The sequence below is a fragment of the Bacteroides sp. An19 genome, from assembly GCF_002160215.1.
GTDB lineage: Bacteria > Bacteroidota > Bacteroidia > Bacteroidales > Bacteroidaceae > Phocaeicola > Phocaeicola intestinalis.
This window is the reverse complement of the sequence record NZ_NFKD01000083.1, coordinates 1-16590: the sequence shown is the minus strand read 5'-3', so window position 1 is coordinate 16590 and position 16590 is coordinate 1. Positions and strand designations below refer to the sequence as shown.

The 16590-nt window shown below is 44.0% G+C and carries 11 protein-coding genes and 1 pseudogene; 7 read left to right on the top strand and 5 right to left on the bottom strand.

Annotated features, from left to right (window positions below; translation table 11 throughout):
* Window positions 1–1188: pseudogene (locus B5F25_RS19175) on the bottom strand (collagen-like protein); the annotation flags it as partial.
* 388 nt (window positions 1189–1576) lie between these two features.
* On the opposite strand from B5F25_RS19175, the gene B5F25_RS19170 reads away from it, so the two are divergent.
* Window positions 1577–1867, top strand: coding sequence for a hypothetical protein (locus B5F25_RS19170; RefSeq protein WP_162614456.1), 291 nt, complete (start codon window positions 1577–1579; stop codon window positions 1865–1867).
* A gap of 113 nt (window positions 1868–1980) precedes the next feature.
* Here the strand turns inward: B5F25_RS19170 and B5F25_RS19165 are convergent, their stop codons facing one another.
* The 4 genes from B5F25_RS19165 to B5F25_RS19150 all read right to left on the bottom strand — a co-directional run bounded on the left by B5F25_RS19165 (window position 1981) and on the right by B5F25_RS19150 (window position 8091).
* Window positions 1981–3801 carry an alkaline phosphatase family protein gene (locus tag B5F25_RS19165; protein WP_087251503.1) on the bottom strand — a complete coding sequence of 607 codons (1821 nt, stop codon included), beginning with the start codon at window positions 3799–3801 and terminating at the stop codon, window positions 1981–1983.
* A gap of 109 nt (window positions 3802–3910) precedes the next feature.
* A complete protein-coding gene (locus B5F25_RS19160) occupies window positions 3911–4537 on the bottom strand; it encodes a ribonuclease H family protein (RefSeq protein ID WP_087212264.1) in 627 nt (208 codons plus the stop codon).
* Between the two features lie 79 nt (window positions 4538–4616).
* On the bottom strand, window positions 4617–6410 hold the full coding sequence (gene argS / locus B5F25_RS19155; RefSeq protein ID WP_087251502.1) for an arginine--tRNA ligase: 1794 nt from the start codon (window positions 6408–6410) through the stop codon (window positions 4617–4619).
* Window positions 6411–6864: 454 nt separating this feature from the next.
* Window positions 6865–8091: a pitrilysin family protein gene (locus B5F25_RS19150; protein WP_087251501.1), complete on the bottom strand. Its 1227-nt coding sequence runs from the start codon at window positions 8089–8091 to the stop codon at window positions 6865–6867.
* Between the two features lie 199 nt (window positions 8092–8290).
* On the opposite strand from B5F25_RS19150, the gene B5F25_RS19145 reads away from it, so the two are divergent.
* The 6 genes from B5F25_RS19145 to B5F25_RS19120 all read left to right on the top strand — a co-directional run.
* Window positions 8291–8824, top strand: a complete 534-nt coding sequence (locus tag B5F25_RS19145) for a TIGR00730 family Rossman fold protein (RefSeq protein WP_087212274.1) — start codon at window positions 8291–8293, stop codon at window positions 8822–8824.
* A gap of 112 nt (window positions 8825–8936) precedes the next feature.
* Window positions 8937–9536: an SIS domain-containing protein gene (locus tag B5F25_RS19140; RefSeq protein WP_022038633.1), complete on the top strand. Its 600-nt coding sequence runs from the start codon at window positions 8937–8939 to the stop codon at window positions 9534–9536.
* A 162-nt stretch (window positions 9537–9698) separates the two neighbouring features.
* On the top strand, window positions 9699–10631 hold the full coding sequence (locus B5F25_RS19135; RefSeq protein ID WP_087251500.1) for a carbohydrate kinase: 933 nt from the start codon (window positions 9699–9701) through the stop codon (window positions 10629–10631).
* Window positions 10632–10676: 45 nt separating this feature from the next.
* Window positions 10677–11618: an Rpn family recombination-promoting nuclease/putative transposase gene (locus tag B5F25_RS19130; RefSeq protein WP_087251499.1), complete on the top strand. Its 942-nt coding sequence runs from the start codon at window positions 10677–10679 to the stop codon at window positions 11616–11618.
* A 703-nt stretch (window positions 11619–12321) separates the two neighbouring features.
* Window positions 12322–14979, top strand: coding sequence for a PL29 family lyase N-terminal domain-containing protein (locus B5F25_RS19125; RefSeq protein WP_087251498.1), 2658 nt, complete (start codon window positions 12322–12324; stop codon window positions 14977–14979).
* Window positions 14980–15217: 238 nt separating this feature from the next.
* Window positions 15218–16590, top strand: a 1373-nt coding sequence (locus tag B5F25_RS19120) for an AAA family ATPase (RefSeq protein WP_241148448.1), incomplete at its 3' end; no start/stop codon positions are given.

Sequence of the window (16590 nt, the reverse complement as noted above, 5' to 3'; positions counted from 1 at the left end):
ATAAGTCGGAACATATTCCTTATTTACAGCACAGTTAGTCAGATTATTAGGATATACTTCCACTTTGCCTATTTTCTTCAAGCTTGCGCCCAAATCATAAGCTGTCTTGATGGTGGTGTTGCCCAACGTTGCGGTCAACGACAAAGCGTGCTTAGCACCATCATTAGCCTTGAACAACAGGTAGTTCTTCGTTCTTGCGTCTTCAATATCTTCATAACGGGTAAAGTCATGCGGCAAAACCCATACGCCGTTTGCAGAAGTTGCTCTTGACAATACGCCTTCGTATGGAACTGCATCTTTAAATTTCAGTTCAGTATCTTGATTAGCTGAGTTAGTCAAGTTGAAAGCATAGTCAGATGCATCGGTACCTTGCGGATTAACAACAATCATCAAGTCACGGTCAAGAGTCGTGTACAGACCTTTTGCCAAAGTTTTCTTTGAGTCAGCAGGACCGTATTCTACATCTTTTTCGTTGATGCCGTACAATGCTTTCATATTGGTTAAGTCATCAGTAGTAGGATATTCAGCGATATCATTGCCCAACACATCAATATATCCCATTGTAGCACTTGTCGGAACAAAGATAGTCTGCTGTTCGCCGTTTGCATCTGTAATAGTGAAGTTATATCCACCATCTGTTTCTACAGCGATTACGCCGCCAGCGAGAGACTGTGTCTTAACATAGTCGCCTTTTTCTGCATCCCAAATAGCCCAATAGCCATCGATGATTTGTACATCGTGACCGTCAGCACCAGCTTCTCCTTGAGGACCTTGAGGACCGGCAGGACCTTGTTCACCAGCAGGACCTTGTTCGCCTTGGTCACCCTTGTCACCTTTGTCGCCTTTTTCACCTTTAGCGGAAATGCCTTGGTCTACGCCATCGATGAACCAGTTTCCGTTTTCACCGATAGTAACGATGGTACCGTCAGCACCCTTGATAGTTTCGATTACGCTTGACGAGTTGTCGTTCCAAGTGATTTTGATACCGTCACCTTCTTTTACGACATCAGTAACATACTTGCCGCCGTCAACTTTAGCCTGCAATTCAGAAATAGCAGTCTTTACATCGTTGATTTGTGTCTGCAAGTTGCTGATGTCGTCATCGTAATCCTTACATGAAGTAAAAGTTCCTGTTGAAGCGAACAAAAGCGCTCCGAACAGCAGTGCACTTAAATACTTTTTTCTCATAACAAATAAAATTTAATTTATAAATTAAAAAACTCAAATCGTTCTAACTCAGGTCTTTGCAAGTCCTGCTTTACCTTTTGTATCTGCCTGTTTCCACTCAGGCTTGTAACCGCGCCGGCTACTGACGAATTGTTTGTAAACGGCTGATTTATAGGAGTGTATTCGAATTGTATTAGGATTCGTTAACTAAATGTGCCGGATATGTGCCGGTTTTGTAGTCAGGAAGTTGAATGAAAGGAGAAGGCAAAAGATTGAAATGAGCCTTGCAGGAAATGATATTTGTATGAAAAAATTACAATAAAATATTGTTTAATATAGATTAACTTTACGATAAAATTGATGCTGTTTTTCTGTGATGAATAAGAAGCTGTTTTGAATTTATCGTGCGATGATTTGGGATGAGTTTTTGAGGCATTTTCGCTTCTGTGATGAGGAAGATAGCGGGCTATCTGACGAAGAACAGGAGCGAAAAGGACCAAAAAACCGCCCAAAGCACACACGAAAACGAATACATCAAGCCAAGAAAAACTTTTTGGAGAAATTCAAAACAGCTTCTAAAGTTTTCTCTGCGTTTGTATGTAATGAATATCTGTATTTCGCCCCTACATGGGATGTTTGCGGATATTCAATTTATATTTTATCAAGTGCACCAATTATTATGAAACTGTTTTCGAATTAGTCAAATAGGAATATTATGGGTACAGGCAAACGTAACAACAAGAATATGCCTCGCAGGAGAGGACTGTCTTCTTTCCGAAATCGGATAATCCTTTCCTGCGTGGAAGCTAATATTCAGCGTGCACCTATGTCATCGTATGAACTTTGTAAGATGGCTTTTCCGCGCAAAATGCGGTTGGTGTTGGATGATGGGCGTTCTATCATCGGACGGTCTGCATTTAAGTCCATTACAGTAACTCCAGTGCTGTCGGCAAATGCATAACCACCACCAAAACTCCAGTAGGCGAAAGGATATGTATATTCCGTTCCCAAGACGTTACGGCTGAAGTTGAATTCACTATGATCAATGCCTAATTGTGCCAATAATGTCGCTGCAAGGTCTGTCTGGTTCATGATGCAGTCAATTACCATCGGTTGTTTTACAGAACCTCCCAACCACAGCATCGGAATATGGTGGATACGCTCGTCGTGTCCATGGCCACTATTGTCCGGATAATAAAATCCATGATCAGACAGGCATATTATCAATAAATCTTTCCATATGGGTGTTTGTTTCAGTTTTTCGACAAATTCTCCCAAACAATGGTCGGTGAAAGCAAAAGCATTTGGTTTTGCTTCTGGCAGACGATGGTAAGGCACTTCGAAAGGTTCATGGCTGCTCAGGGTGAGGAAAGTTGTGTGCCATGGTGTTTCCTGCCGTTCTGTCAGCATCTGAAACAAGTGGTCGAAAGTGATGTCGTCATTCACTCCCCATGCATTTTGATGCTGATTCATCGGGAAATCGACATCTGCGGTCAGTTTCTGGTAACCGCTTTGCAACAGGTAGCTTTTCATATTGGTGAAATTGATGTCTCCTCCATACAAAAAATCGGTATGATAACCTTCTTTCACCAGCTTTCCTGCAATGGATGGCAGTGTACGGCTTTTGGCTGGTATTTTCATGACAGACAGGTCTGGAAAGCTTTGATAACCGCTTAGAGCACAAATGGTTCCACGGTCGGTACGGAAACTGTTTGCATAGCAATGTGTAAACCAAATGCCTTCTTTCGCCAGGCGGTCAATATTCGGGCTGGCACCTTTTGTGCCACCCAGTGATTCTATCATGGTAGCTCCGAATCCTTCCATCAAGATAATCAGTATATTAGGACGATGGGTGTTGAGCAATTCTACTGTATTCTTGCCTTTCGTAGGATATAGCCCGTCGAATAAGGTTTTGCGTTCTGCTTCATCGAAATAGTCGTACTGGCTGGCATAGTCTTTGGTCTTGCTGATGGATGCCAGCAAGCTGAAAGCCGGATTGACAGCTGAATGATTTAAAAATTCATCGTTGCAGAAATATACTTGTCCGATATTGCTGGTCGATTCACTTACGCCCCCTCGTATAATGAGAAAAAGTAAGCCTCCTATTAAAAGAGTACTTAATGTAGCTGCGAGTCTCTTCCGCACATAGGGCAGGCAGCGGGGTGTAAAATAATACAATACCCAGCACATGATGCCGGCAAGTAAAAGTATGATTAATATGCGAAGAGTGATAAACCCTATAGAGACACTGGCGGCTGCATTTTTGGGTGATTCCAAATAGAAGAATACTGATACATCAAGTTTAAAATTCCAGAATGGATACAGGCACATGTCGCCTACAAAGATAGTTGCTATGATAAGGCTGATAAATATGTAATAAATGACGATTATCTTCCGGAGCGGGAAATGTTTGAACCAAATGCTGATGCTGATTACCAGCCACGGCAGGGCAGTAAGATATCCTGTAGTTGCTGCATCGAGGCTGATGCCGTGCCACATCACTTTAAAATAATCAAGCATAGGTATACCTCGCCCTACAGCATCATTATAAAACATAAAGCCGGGCTTCTGAACTATAAAAAATAGCAGTATCAAAGCAAAAAAGCCCGTAAGATAAGCAAGTCTTTTTTTCATTTGTTCTTCTTTTTAAATTGGCAATATTTCCGTTGACAAGCTTTTCATCACTTTCAGAAATTTCTCACAAAAACGAACCTGCCCCTTTGTAAACTTGTCAGTTCATTCCCTATTTGCGTCCGAAATCGGCAGGAACCTCGCCCCAGAGTTCGGTTTCCCATTTGTGTAAGGGAGTGTTGTATGTATGTTCACGCAACCATTTTTCGGCACGTTCTATCAGGCGAAACAATTCTTCGGTCTTTGCCGTACGCTCCAGTTTGGTTTTGCATTTCTTTTGCTTCACCCAGCTCAAGGCGTTCCGGCTATCCGAATAGACAGGCATGGAGATGTTCTTTTGTTTTAACAAAGCAAGGGCATGTACGATGGCAAGGAATTCGCCGATGTTATTCGTACCATAGACGGGACCGAAGTGAAAGATTTCCTGCCCCGTCAACAGGTACACACCCCGGTATTCCATCGGGCCTGGATTACCGCTGCATGCCGCATCTACGGCAAGGCAATTCAGGTCGAAACCGGAAGGCAAGCGTTTTTCAAGAGATTGGTTTGCCGTTTCTTTATGGGGCTGCAGGTAATGGTGCGGAGGGGTAACCAATGCCTTTTCTGCTTCTTCACGTGTATCAAACGATTTATAGAGCGCACCCTTATAGCCTTTAATCTGTAGCTGACAATCTGTCCACGAGTCGTACACACCTGGTTCTACGCCTTTCCACACCACGTAAAATTTCTTCTTTCCCATATAATTTCTTTTTTCACCACAGATTACACAGATTTTCAATCAATTTTTTAATCTGTGTAATCTGTTGTGAAGCTGTTTCTTACATGCGTTCAGGCACTTCGATGCCCAGCAATCCCATGGCTTCTTTCACAATCTTGCCCACGTTCTGGCTCAGGGCAAGGCGGAAGATTTTCAACGCTTCGTTTTCTTCGCGCAGGATGCTGAAGTCGTGGTAGAACTGGTTGTATTCTTTTACCAAGTCGTAAGCGTAGTTGGCAAGGATAGACGGGTTATAGTCGGTACCTGCCTGAGCTACGGTAGCCGTAAAATCTGCAAGCATCTGAATCAGTCCTTCTTCTTTTGCCGTCAGTTCCATGCCGGCCGGGATAACCACCGGAATCGTGATGCCGGCTTCGGCTGCCTTGCGCAGGATGGACTGGATACGGGCATACGTGTATTGGATGAAAGGACCGGTATTCCCGTTGAAGTCGATAGATTCTTTCGGATTAAAGGTCATGTTCTTGCGCGCATCTACCTTCAAGATGAAATATTTCAATGCGCCCAATCCTACGATGCGGGCGATGTCATCGGCTTCTTCCTGTGTCAGTCCGTCCAGTTTGCCCAATTCGTTGCTGGTTTCCTTAGCAGTCTGAATCATGGCTTCCATCAGGTCGTCGGCATCTACCACGGTACCTTCGCGGCTCTTCATCTTTCCTTCGGGCAATTCTACCATGCCGTAAGAGAAGTGCACCAAATCTTTTCCCCACTCGAATCCCAGCTTGTCGAGCAGGATAGAAAGCACTTGGAAGTGGTAGTTCTGTTCGTTGCCTACCACGTATATCATCTTGTCTATCGGATAATCGGCAAAGCGCTGTTCGGCAGTACCGATGTCTTGGGTCATGTAAACCGAGGTACCGTCGGCACGGAGCAACAGTTTCTGGTCAAGTCCTTCGGGGGTAAGGTCTGCCCATACCGAACCGTCTTCTTTGCGGTAGAAGATACCTTTTTCCAGACCTTCCAACACTTTCTTTTTCCCTTCCAGATAGGTGTTCGATTCGTAATAAATCTTGTCGAAGCTTACTCCCATCATCTTGTAGGTTTCATCGAATCCGGCATATACCCAGTTGTTCATTTTCTCCCAAAGGGCACGCACTTCGGGGTCGCCTGCTTCCCATTTGCGGAGCATTTCACGGGCTTCCTGCATCAAAGGCGACTGGGCTTCGGCTTCTTCCTTGCTCATTCCCTTTTCCATCAGTTCGGCTACTTCGGCTTTGTAGTGCTTGTCGAAGGCTACGTAGTAATCGCCTATCAGGTGGTCGCCTTTCTTTCCCGATGATTCGGGAGTCTCGCCGTTGCCGTATTTCAGCCATGCCAGCATGGATTTGCAGATGTGGATGCCGCGGTCGTTCACGATGTTGGTTTTCACCACGCGGTTGCCGTTGGCAGCCATGATATTGGCAAGTGCATTTCCCAGCAGGTTGTTACGCACATGTCCCAAGTGGAGCGGCTTGTTGGTATTGGGCGATGAATATTCAATCATCACCAACGGAGCCTTCTCGTCGGCTTTGCGGATACCCCATTGCGCATCGGCATGGATGCGGTTCAGCAAGTCAATCCATACGTCCGAAGCAATCGTCAGGTTCAGGAATCCTTTGATGACATTATAGTCGGCAATGGCAGGTTCGTTCGCCTTCAGGTATTCTCCGATTTCCTGCCCGGTTTGTTCCGGTCCTTTCTTCGAAAGTTTCAGAAAAGGGAACACTACCACTGTCAAGTGGCCCGCAAACTCTTTCTTCGTCTTTTGCAACTGCACCATGGCGGGGGTAATCTCCGCTCCGTACAGCTTCTTCACTCCGTCGATGACGGAAGCTGTAAGTTTGTCTTCTATTTTCATGTGTATATCTTTGTGCGTTTGTTTTTTACTTTGTGCGCAAAGGTACGAATTATTTTTAAGTTCTTAAGGCTTTTAAGTTTGTGAGTTTGTAAGTTTTTGTGTGACGGTAACATGTCGGAGCATTGGAAGGCTTTCTTTATCTGCTTTTCACCTGACGATATTTAAGCATACCTCTTGATGAACATAAGTGAGTAGACCGTTTAACATAAGTGCCTCGGGCGTTTCACATAAGTGAGTCAGTCGTATCACCTATGTTCGTTTGAGGGGGCTTTGTGCCAATCATGAATAAATGTGCAGATAACTTAGTCTGGTGTAAGATTAATAATCTTCCGCTTGTAAGATTAATAATCTTGCAGCCTGAAGATTAATAATCTTACAGCGGATGGACTTATATGCGTTTGCCGGCGCACTTATATCTTTTATCGTTTCAAGACGGTTGGGAAGCTTGCAGAAGCTATGTATAAATCAATGTGGAAAGATAATCTTCTGCAAACATTTCATTGGCAATATCTTGCAACTGCGATGCTGTGAGGGCTTCAATACGGTGGAACAATTCTTCTTTCGAATCATAATGCTTATAATGAAGGAAGCATTTTGCCATATCAAGGGCATTGTTTTCGAAATTATCACTTGCTACGCCGATTTGGCCGATGATTTGTTTCTTGGCTGCATTCAGACGTGAAGAGGTGAGAGGTTCTTCCCGCAACTTACGCAGTTCTTTCTGTACCAGCTCGATACATACATCTGTATCTTTAGGATCGCATCCGAAATAAATGCAGAACGTACCGGTATCAGTATAGGAAGTCAGGCTTGACTCTACGCTGTATACCAGTCCTTTCCGTTCGCGCAGAGTAACATTCAGCCGACTGTTCATACCTGGTCCGCCTAAAATATTGTTTAGCAGATAAAGTCCTGTCCGACGTTCGTCATAAGCATGATAACCACGTCCGCCTATCATTACGTGTGCCTGATGTGTGTCTTTATGCAGGATAAGTTTGCGTGGGCGATAGGTATCCGGTGCCTGGCGGAGATAGTTCTCCACTTTTCCGAAAGGTATGTCTGCCGTAAGCTTTTCCATGGCATGTACGATGCGGTGAAAGTCCAGGTTGCCTTGTACAAAGAAGATAAGATTGTCGGGTTTGTAATAACGGTGTACAAAGTTCATGGCATCTTCGCTCTGAAAATTGCGTAATTGGTCAGGTTTGCCTAAAATGTTGCGTCCCAACGGGTGGTTAGGAAAAATCAGTTCTTCGAAGTCATCGAATATCAGTTCTGCCGGGCTATCTTCGTAGCTCTGTATCTCGTCAATGATCACTTCTACTTCTTTCTCTATTTCATTTTGCGGGAAGGTGCTGTTGAACACAATGTCGGTCAGCAGTTCGGCGGCACGCAGAAAGTCCTCTTTTAAGAAAGCACTGTAAATCACCGTTTCTTCTTTATTGGTATAGGCATTCAAGTCACCACCCACATTCTCCATACGGTTCAGGATATGCCAGGCGTGCCGTTTGCGTGTTCCTTTGAATATCAGATGCTCTACAAAGTGCGCCATGCCTTGTTCATCTTTGCGCTCGTCACGTGTTCCGGCATTTACTGCATAGCCGCAATAAGCCACATTGATAGGATTCGGTTCATGAATGATACGTATTCCATTGGGTAAAGTGGCAGTTTGATAAGTCGTCATTTTCTGTTTTCTACTTATTTTGGGTGCAAAAATACAATAATACTCATTGCTTTTGCAGAAAAAATACAGATATTTGCAGGAAATTAATAAGGTAACGAGTTGACAAGTTAACCAGTTGACAAGGTTTTAAATACCTTTAGTAAAACTATTCAGAGCCTTGTAAACTTGTTACCTCGTCAACTTGTCAACTAAAAAGACTATGAATAAGATAGCGTTATTTTGTTCTGCATCCGATGCAATCGACCCGATTTATGCAGAGAAAGCCAAAGAACTGGGTGAGTGGATGGGCGAACATCGTAAATGGCTGATATATGGTGGTTCCAGCAGCGGGCTGATGGAAGCCGTTGCAGATGCTGCCAAAGAAAAAGGGGCAATGATTATGGGTGTCGTGCCTACCAGACTGGAGGAACGTGGAATGGTAAGCGATAAGCTGGATGTGACATTCCGCACCTTTAACTTGAGCGACCGGAAGGATACGATGTTGCAAGAGGCTGAAGTGATGGTGGCATTGCCGGGCGGTATAGGTACGCTGGATGAAATATTTCATGTCATGGCATCAGCTACTATCGGTTATCATAGCAAGCAGGTTATATTTTATAATATCAACGGCTTCTGGGATGATATTTTGCACTTTTTCGACCGGCTGGAAAAAGCCCGTTTTGCTCATCATCCGTTGAGGCAATACTATAAAGTGGCAAACACGTTTGAAGAGCTGACCGAACTTTTGAAATAAAGTCCGCATTAGCTTGTAAGTTCTTGAGTTTGCAAGTTTAAAACTGAAAGAACTCAACAGCTTACAAACCCAGGAACTTAATTGTTAATTATTCATTATTAATTATTTAAAGATGGATTCCATTCACGAATTGTTGCGCCGTGAAGCGCAAGCTGTACTCGATATTCCAGTAACGGATGCATACGACAAGGCTGTTTGCCTGATTGTAGAACAGGTGCATCAGAAAAAAGGGAAACTGGTTACCAGCGGCATGGGAAAAGCCGGACAGATAGCCATGAACATTGCTACGACTTTCTGCTCCACCGGCATACCGGCTGTCTTCTTACATCCCAGTGAAGCACAACATGGCGATTTGGGTATTTTGCAAGAAAATGACTTGCTCTTGCTTATCTCTAATTCGGGAAAAACACGCGAAATCATCGAATTGACAGATTTGGCTAAAGGCTTGAACCCTAACCTGAAAAAGATTGTCATTACTGGAAATCCGGATAGTCCGCTGGCCGAAGCTGCTGATATCTGTATTGCTACCGGACATCCTGACGAAGTTTGCCCATTGGGCATGACCCCTACTACTTCTACTACAGTTATGACGGTAATAGGCGATATTCTTGTAGTAGAAACCATGAAACGTACAGGATTTACCATTGAAGAGTATAGCAAGCGCCATCACGGCGGTTATCTGGGAGAACGTTCGCGCGAATTAAGTAAGTAAATATCAGATTTTTAAGTTCTTGAGTTTTTAAGTTTATAAGTTTGTAAGTTTTTACGCATCTGTCAAGCTTCAACCTAAAAATGAAAGGACTTACAAACTCAAGAACTCAAGAACTCAAAAACCCAAGAACTCAAGAACTTACAAACTCAAAAACTTACAACTATGAGAAAAGTAATAGGTATAGGAGAAACGATTTTGGATATTTTGTTCCGCAACGGACAGCCACAGGCGGCTGTACCGGGAGGATCGGTATACAACGCAATGATTTCACTGGGAAGAATGGGAATGGATGTAACATTTATCAGCGAAACCGGAAATGACAGGGTAGGCAGCATGATTCTGGATAATATGCGTGCCAATGGTGTGCGTACAGACAATGTCAATGTCTTTCCAGATGGGAAATCACCTGTATCTCTGGCTTTTCTCAATGAGAACAACGATGCCGAGTATATTTTCTACAAAGACTATCCGCGTCAACGGTTAGATGTGACTATGCCCGATATTCAGGCGGATGACATTGTTATGATTGGTTCATATTTTGCCGTCACACCGGTATTGAGAGACAAGGTGAAAGAACTGCTCGAACTGGCACGCGAGCGGGGAGCTATCATTTACTACGATGTAAACTTCCGGAGTACGCATGCCAATGAAGCTATCAAATTGATGCCTACCATTCTTGAAAACTTCGAATATGCTGATATCCTGCGTGGCTCGTCCGAAGATTTCCGGTTTATGTTCGGACTGGACCGTGCCGAGGAAGTTTATCGTCAGAAAGTGGCTTTTTATTGCAATCCGTTTATTTATACCGATGGAGCACACGATGTCCGTCTGTTTACCCGCCAATACTCCAATACATATCCGGTGCCGAAGGTCGAAACCGTAAGCACGATTGGAGCCGGCGATAATTTCAATGCAGGCATTGTATACGGACTGATAGAAAACCGTGTCCGCCGTTCCGATCTTGATAGCCTATGCCAAAAAGATTGGGATGACATCATAGCCTGTGGACTGGCATTCGGAAGTGAGGCATGCCGCAGTACGGAAAATTCCATTTCGCTGGAATTTGCAAAGAATTTTAAAAAATGCACGGTATGAAATGGGGCATTTTGTAAAGAGTCACACCCTTAATAATTACACATTATGGACATGAGATACTTAAAAGACCGTTATGTCAATCCGTACACCGATTTCGGTTTCAAGAAACTGTTCGGCACCGAAATCAACAAAGACCTGCTCATCAGCTTCATCAACAGTCTGCTCCATGGCAAGGAGGTGGTGAAAGACCTGACTTATCTCAACACGGAACACCTTGGCACGGGCGAGTCCGACCGCAAGGCAGTGTTCGACGTGTATTGCGAGAACGAAAATGGCGAAAAGATACTGGTGGAGATGCAACGTGGCGAACAGCAGTTCTTCAAGGATCGTAGCCTTTACTATGCCACTTTCCCCATCCGCGAACAGGGACAGAAAGGAGAGTGGAACTACCGGCTGAAAGCCGTCTATGTCATTGGCATCTTGAATTTCAAGTTCGACAAAGTGCATGACAATTATTACCACCACGAGGTACAGCTGTTGGATGTAGAAACCAAGGATGTGTTCTACGACAAGCTGACCTTCATCTATTTGGAAATGCCGAAGTTCAACAAGTCGGAAGACGAACTGAATGGGATGTTCGAGAAATGGCTTTTCGTCCTGCGCAACCTTTCCCGCCTGATGGAACGTCCCAAAGCGTTGCAGGAACGTATCTTCACCCGTCTTTTCGAAACTGCGGAGATAGCCAAGTTCACGAAAGTGGAATACGATGCTTACGAGGAAAGCTTGAAAGTCTACCGTGATTGGAAAAACACAATAGATACAGCTGAATTGAAAGGCGAAAAGAAAGGCTTTAAAAAAGGGCATAAAGAAGGACTTGAGAAAGGCGAAAAGATTGGCATTGAGAAAGGTGAGAAGAGAAAAGCGATTGAAACGGCACTAGAAATGAAAGCCGACAACGAACCTATCGCTAAAATCATGAAATATACGAAATTGACCGAAGAAGAAATCAATCAATTATGCGAATCAGGAGTTAAAAGGGAGTTATAGCCGTTATCGCCCACTTGGCGGGCTGGGAGTTAGATACCAATACCTCTTGCAGTGTTTTCAGAAGTAGGACTATTTATTGGGCTTTAACTCTTGAACGAAGTGGTAACTCCTGTGAACATAACTACGTTTGACTCCTGATTCGCATTAGCTTCTTATAAGATGGAATGCTTCCTTTACATCCATTTGTACAGAAAAGCGAAAGGCGCAAGGTTCCCTAAGCGCAAAACATTATTATAATATATAATAAGGAGAGCCGATTGGGTGATAAATCGGGAGAAAAACAAGATGAATATGACAAAAACGTTGCACAACCTCCCTTTTTCTGTGCTTTGTTTTCGTTACCCTGTTAATAAATGCAAATTTAATAGAAGTTTTTAGTAAGATAATGATTGTGTATAAAATAAAACCTTTACATTTGTGCCTTGAAAGTTGTCTTCTAAAACAAAAAATGTGAATGAAAACCTTTTCCAAAGTGAAGGATTCATATCCGGATATGGATTCCTGCATGAGTAGAGAAGACTAGAGTTCTATGGCAAAACTGCTTTATTCTGAAGATAGGGGCGTTACGCTATTGTTTGGTCAGTAGCCGGCGCGGCTACTGACGGGGCTTTCCGCCCGTTCTCTCCAGAATATAGTTGTACTTGTAAAGACCTGAGTTAGAACGATTTGAGTTTTTTAATTTATAAATTAAATTTTATTTGTTATGAGAAAAAAGTATTTAAGTGCACTGCTGTTCGGAGCGCTTTTGTTCGCTTCGGCAGGAACTTTTACCTCTTGTAAAGATTATGATGATGACATCAGCAATCTGCAGGAACAGGTGGACGGCGTGAAGGCCGACCTCGAGGACTTGCAGGCTCAGATTAGCGCAGGAAAATGGATTCAAAGCGTTACTCCTGTAGAAGGCGGATTTACGGTGACCATCTCTGACGGCCAGTCATTTACTATCGTAAACGGACAGGATGGTGCTGATGGCGCTGCAGGTGCTACAGGTGCTGCCGGTGCTCCGGGTACCCAGATTACTATCAGTGAAGATGGCTACTGGTGCTTTGATGGCGAAAAGAGCGAATACAAAGCTGTAGCTGATGAGGAAACCACAAAAATCAAATCGCCTTACATCGGCGAAGACGGCTATTGGTATTTCTACAATGAAGAAGGTACTGCGGAAAAATCTGCTTACAAGGCTGTGGGTGCCGCATACGCTGTAGAGTCCAATGGTGGTTATACCCTTTATTTGCCGGATGCAAACGGTGAAATGATTTCAGAAGGCATTTTCTTGCCGGGCGCAGGTGCCTCTATCACTGATATCGAATTGACAGACCTTGGTGGCAAAGTTTCATCTAATCAGTTGGATATATATAAAACCAAATTCACATTCAAAAAGAACAACACAGGAATGAATAGTGCGTCCAACTGGGGTGGAACAAAAACATTGCCTGCTGACAACTCTGTCGTTTACTCTACCAGCCAATTGGGCTTGCGCATTAATCCTGTAGAAATTGACGGAACGGATGTGGAATACACCTTGGTTGCAAGCAACAATTATGTATTGAGCAACGTCACCCTGCAAGCTTCGGAATACAAGGATTTAGTTAATTCAAGAGCATTTGGCAACGGCTTGTATACGTTGAAAATGAACAATGTTGTTCTTAGCAAAAACGATGCTCAAGCGTTAGATAACGCAATCGCTACTTACAAGGACAAAGCTACTTTCGCTGTCAATGCAGACCGTTCAGTCCGTAGCGATTATAATGTTGAGATTTCTGAGGTGAATGGTGAAAAATTGGAAACCATTAATGTAAACGGAGCAGAAGAAGGTACTGCTACTCCAGTATCAGTAGGTACTACTGGCAAAACATATAAGGTTAATACAGGAGAAACTTATACCGTTGTTGCAGGTGATCCTTCCGCATTGTATGATATGTATTTTGTAGTATCCGATGAAGTGAAGAGCGCATACAACGTGCAGTTCGGCGCAAACGGTGCTCCGACCTTTACGGTAGGCAGAAACCCGGATTCTTCTTCTTTGGAAGCTAAATTTAATATGGATGTCTACACAGCTGCTAATGACGGTAATGTTCACAAGACTACCATTACCATCAGCTTGACAAGCAACATTCCTTCTGCAGGCGAATATGCTGAAATTACGAAGAATATATCTGAAAAGGACTATGATGGCAAGGCGAGATTCGGCTTCGATCTTGCTACCATGAAGAATGGTTTGGCTAACCTCGAGACTTGGATGCTGAACGTAGATTTGGCTGCTTCTCAAAATACATTCAAATTGTATAAGAAGTATGAAAATAACACGTTAAAAGAAGAAGTTGCCAATGTAATGGGAGGATTGTTCACTCCTAAATTTGTGGACGCTAATGGCCAGGCTACTACCGATGTGAACAAAGCTACTAACGTGACGGTTGCTATTGATAATTCGAAGGCTGCCGCTGCCGGAGTTGAGCTTGATAAGACTTACTACTTGGAAGTAACTTACAAGTCTAAGGATGGAAAGACATTGAACTCTAGCATTATTCCGGTTAAGTTCACTGCTCCTTCATTGAGCGACTTGTTCTCTATCAGAGAAGGTTATCTGGTAGGTGATGTCATCAATGCTTACTTCTACGGTGATGATAAGAATATTGAATTGACAAGATACTTCCGTCAAGTACCTGATGCTGTTACTTACAAGTTGGATAACAAGACTACTGTTGTAACCGATGGTGGAAAGAACTATACTACTGAGGGTGTTTTGAATGCCATTGACCCGACTCAAAAGATTGCAACACTGAAATCTGACAAGAAACAGAACAGCCAATTCGAATTGGGTTACGGTGCAGACTTGATTATCAACGCGACGAAAGACAACTACGAAGGCTGGAAGTATGCGGCTAATAGCGGTGATAATACGTTCACATTCAAGATTACCATCAAGAGCCCGATTGTAGAAGGTACAATCAGCCCGCTTGGTTCGTCAAGCATCACTGTCAAGGCTAACGACTTTGTAAACGGTGCCCGAATCACAGGTGACCAAGTTGCAGGTTTCGACTACAACGGTAACCAATATTCTATCGTTCCGGATGTTGCCAAAGGCACTGCTATAGAAGGTAACGGCACGACACAAGAAGGCTGGCATAAGAACCCGCAAATCAAGACCGTAGGCTTAGGACAAGATGACGATAAATACATCGATAAGATTACAGCTTATCCTGCAACGTCAACTAAAGATGGTGTAGCTGACGGTTACTTCGTGGTACAAGGACGTTCGTTGTCGAATACACAGACTGTACAAGTTCCTGTAACAGTAACTGATGCTTGGGGTTATAAACTGCAAGTGAAGGTTCCTGTAACTATCCAAGTAGGCGAATAATCTACTTTGATTACTCTATAAATAAAAAAAGCGGCTCTTTCGAGTCGCTTTTTTTATTTATGCTCGACCTTAAAATCGTATGAAAACACATCCTAAAAAAGTTTTTGTCGTCCTGCTCATCTGCCTGATGCCCCGCTATAAAAAAGATTAGATACGTTGCTTAGATTGAAGGATGCCATTTCTTGCCTGTCTCAGAATAATTTTGTTTCTTTGCGTAAATCATAAAACGCACTGTATGATGAAATACCCTATAGGAATCCAAAGCTTTGACCAGATTATAGAAGACGGTTATGTGTATGTCGACAAGACCGGCCTGGTTTACCGGCTGGTAAAAGGAGGAAAGATTTATTTCCTGAGCCGTCCGCGCCGGTTCGGCAAGAGCCTGCTGGTCTCTACCCTGAAATGCTATTTCCAAGGGCGGAAAGAACTGTTCAAGGGGCTTGCCATTGACAGGTTGGAGACGGAGTGGGCGGAATACCCCGTGTTCCATATCGACTTCAACGGGACTGACTTTACAAGATCGGGCAAACTGGATGATATCATAGGAGGTACGGTCGGCACATGGGAAAAGGAATACGGGCGAACTACAGAATTTGAGGATATAGGCAAGCGGTTTGCCTACGTGCTGCAGCAGGCGCACAAGCGGTACGGCAGGCGGTGCGTGGTGCTGGTAGACGAATACGACAAGCCCATACTCGATGTGCTGGATACGGGATACACGGCCACGATAGACGGGAAGGAACGTTTGCTGGAAGACATCCATAGGGAAATATTAAAGAGTTTCTATTCCACCTTTAAATTGGCGGATGAAGACCTTCAGTTCGTGCTGCTGACGGGCGTGACCAAGTTCTCTCAGGTAAGTGTGTTCAGCGGGTTCAACCAGCCGAGCGACATCAGCATGGACGAGCAGTATGAAACGCTTTGCGGCATCACACAGGAAGAGCTGGAGCGTTATTTTGCCGAGCCTATCAAGGCATTGGCTACAAAATATAAGGTTACTGAAGAAGGGATGCTGGACATGCTGAAGCACCGGTATGACGGCTATCACTTCAGCGGCAACCTGACGGATGTGTACAATCCGTTCAGCCTGCTGAACGCATTTGCCAAAAAGGCACTCCGTGACTATTGGTTCTCCAGCGGCACACCCACTTATCTGGTCCGCCTGCTGAACCATACGCAGGAGGACCTGAACGGAATGACTGGCAAATATTACGAGGACAAGGAATTTGTCGATTATAAGGCGGATGTGGAAAAGCCCCTGCCGATGATTTACCAGAGCGGATACTTGACCATCAAGGGCTACGACAGTGATTTCGGTACATTCCTGCTCGACTTCCCGAACAATGAGGTGAAGAGCGGCTTTGTATCGTTGGTTGCTTCCAGTTATTTGCAGCCTCAGGAAAACCTGGGCGGCTGGATACGGAGTGTGGTTGTTTCCATGCGTCAAGGCGATTTGGAACAACTCCGCAAGCTGTTTACTTCTTTTCTCGCCAGTATCCCATACTCAATGCGCGCTAAGAAGGACGAGGCGGAGAAGGAACGCTTCTTCCACTATACGCTTTACCTCATCTTCCGCCTGATAAGCGTCTACACGGTCTATACGGAGAAAGA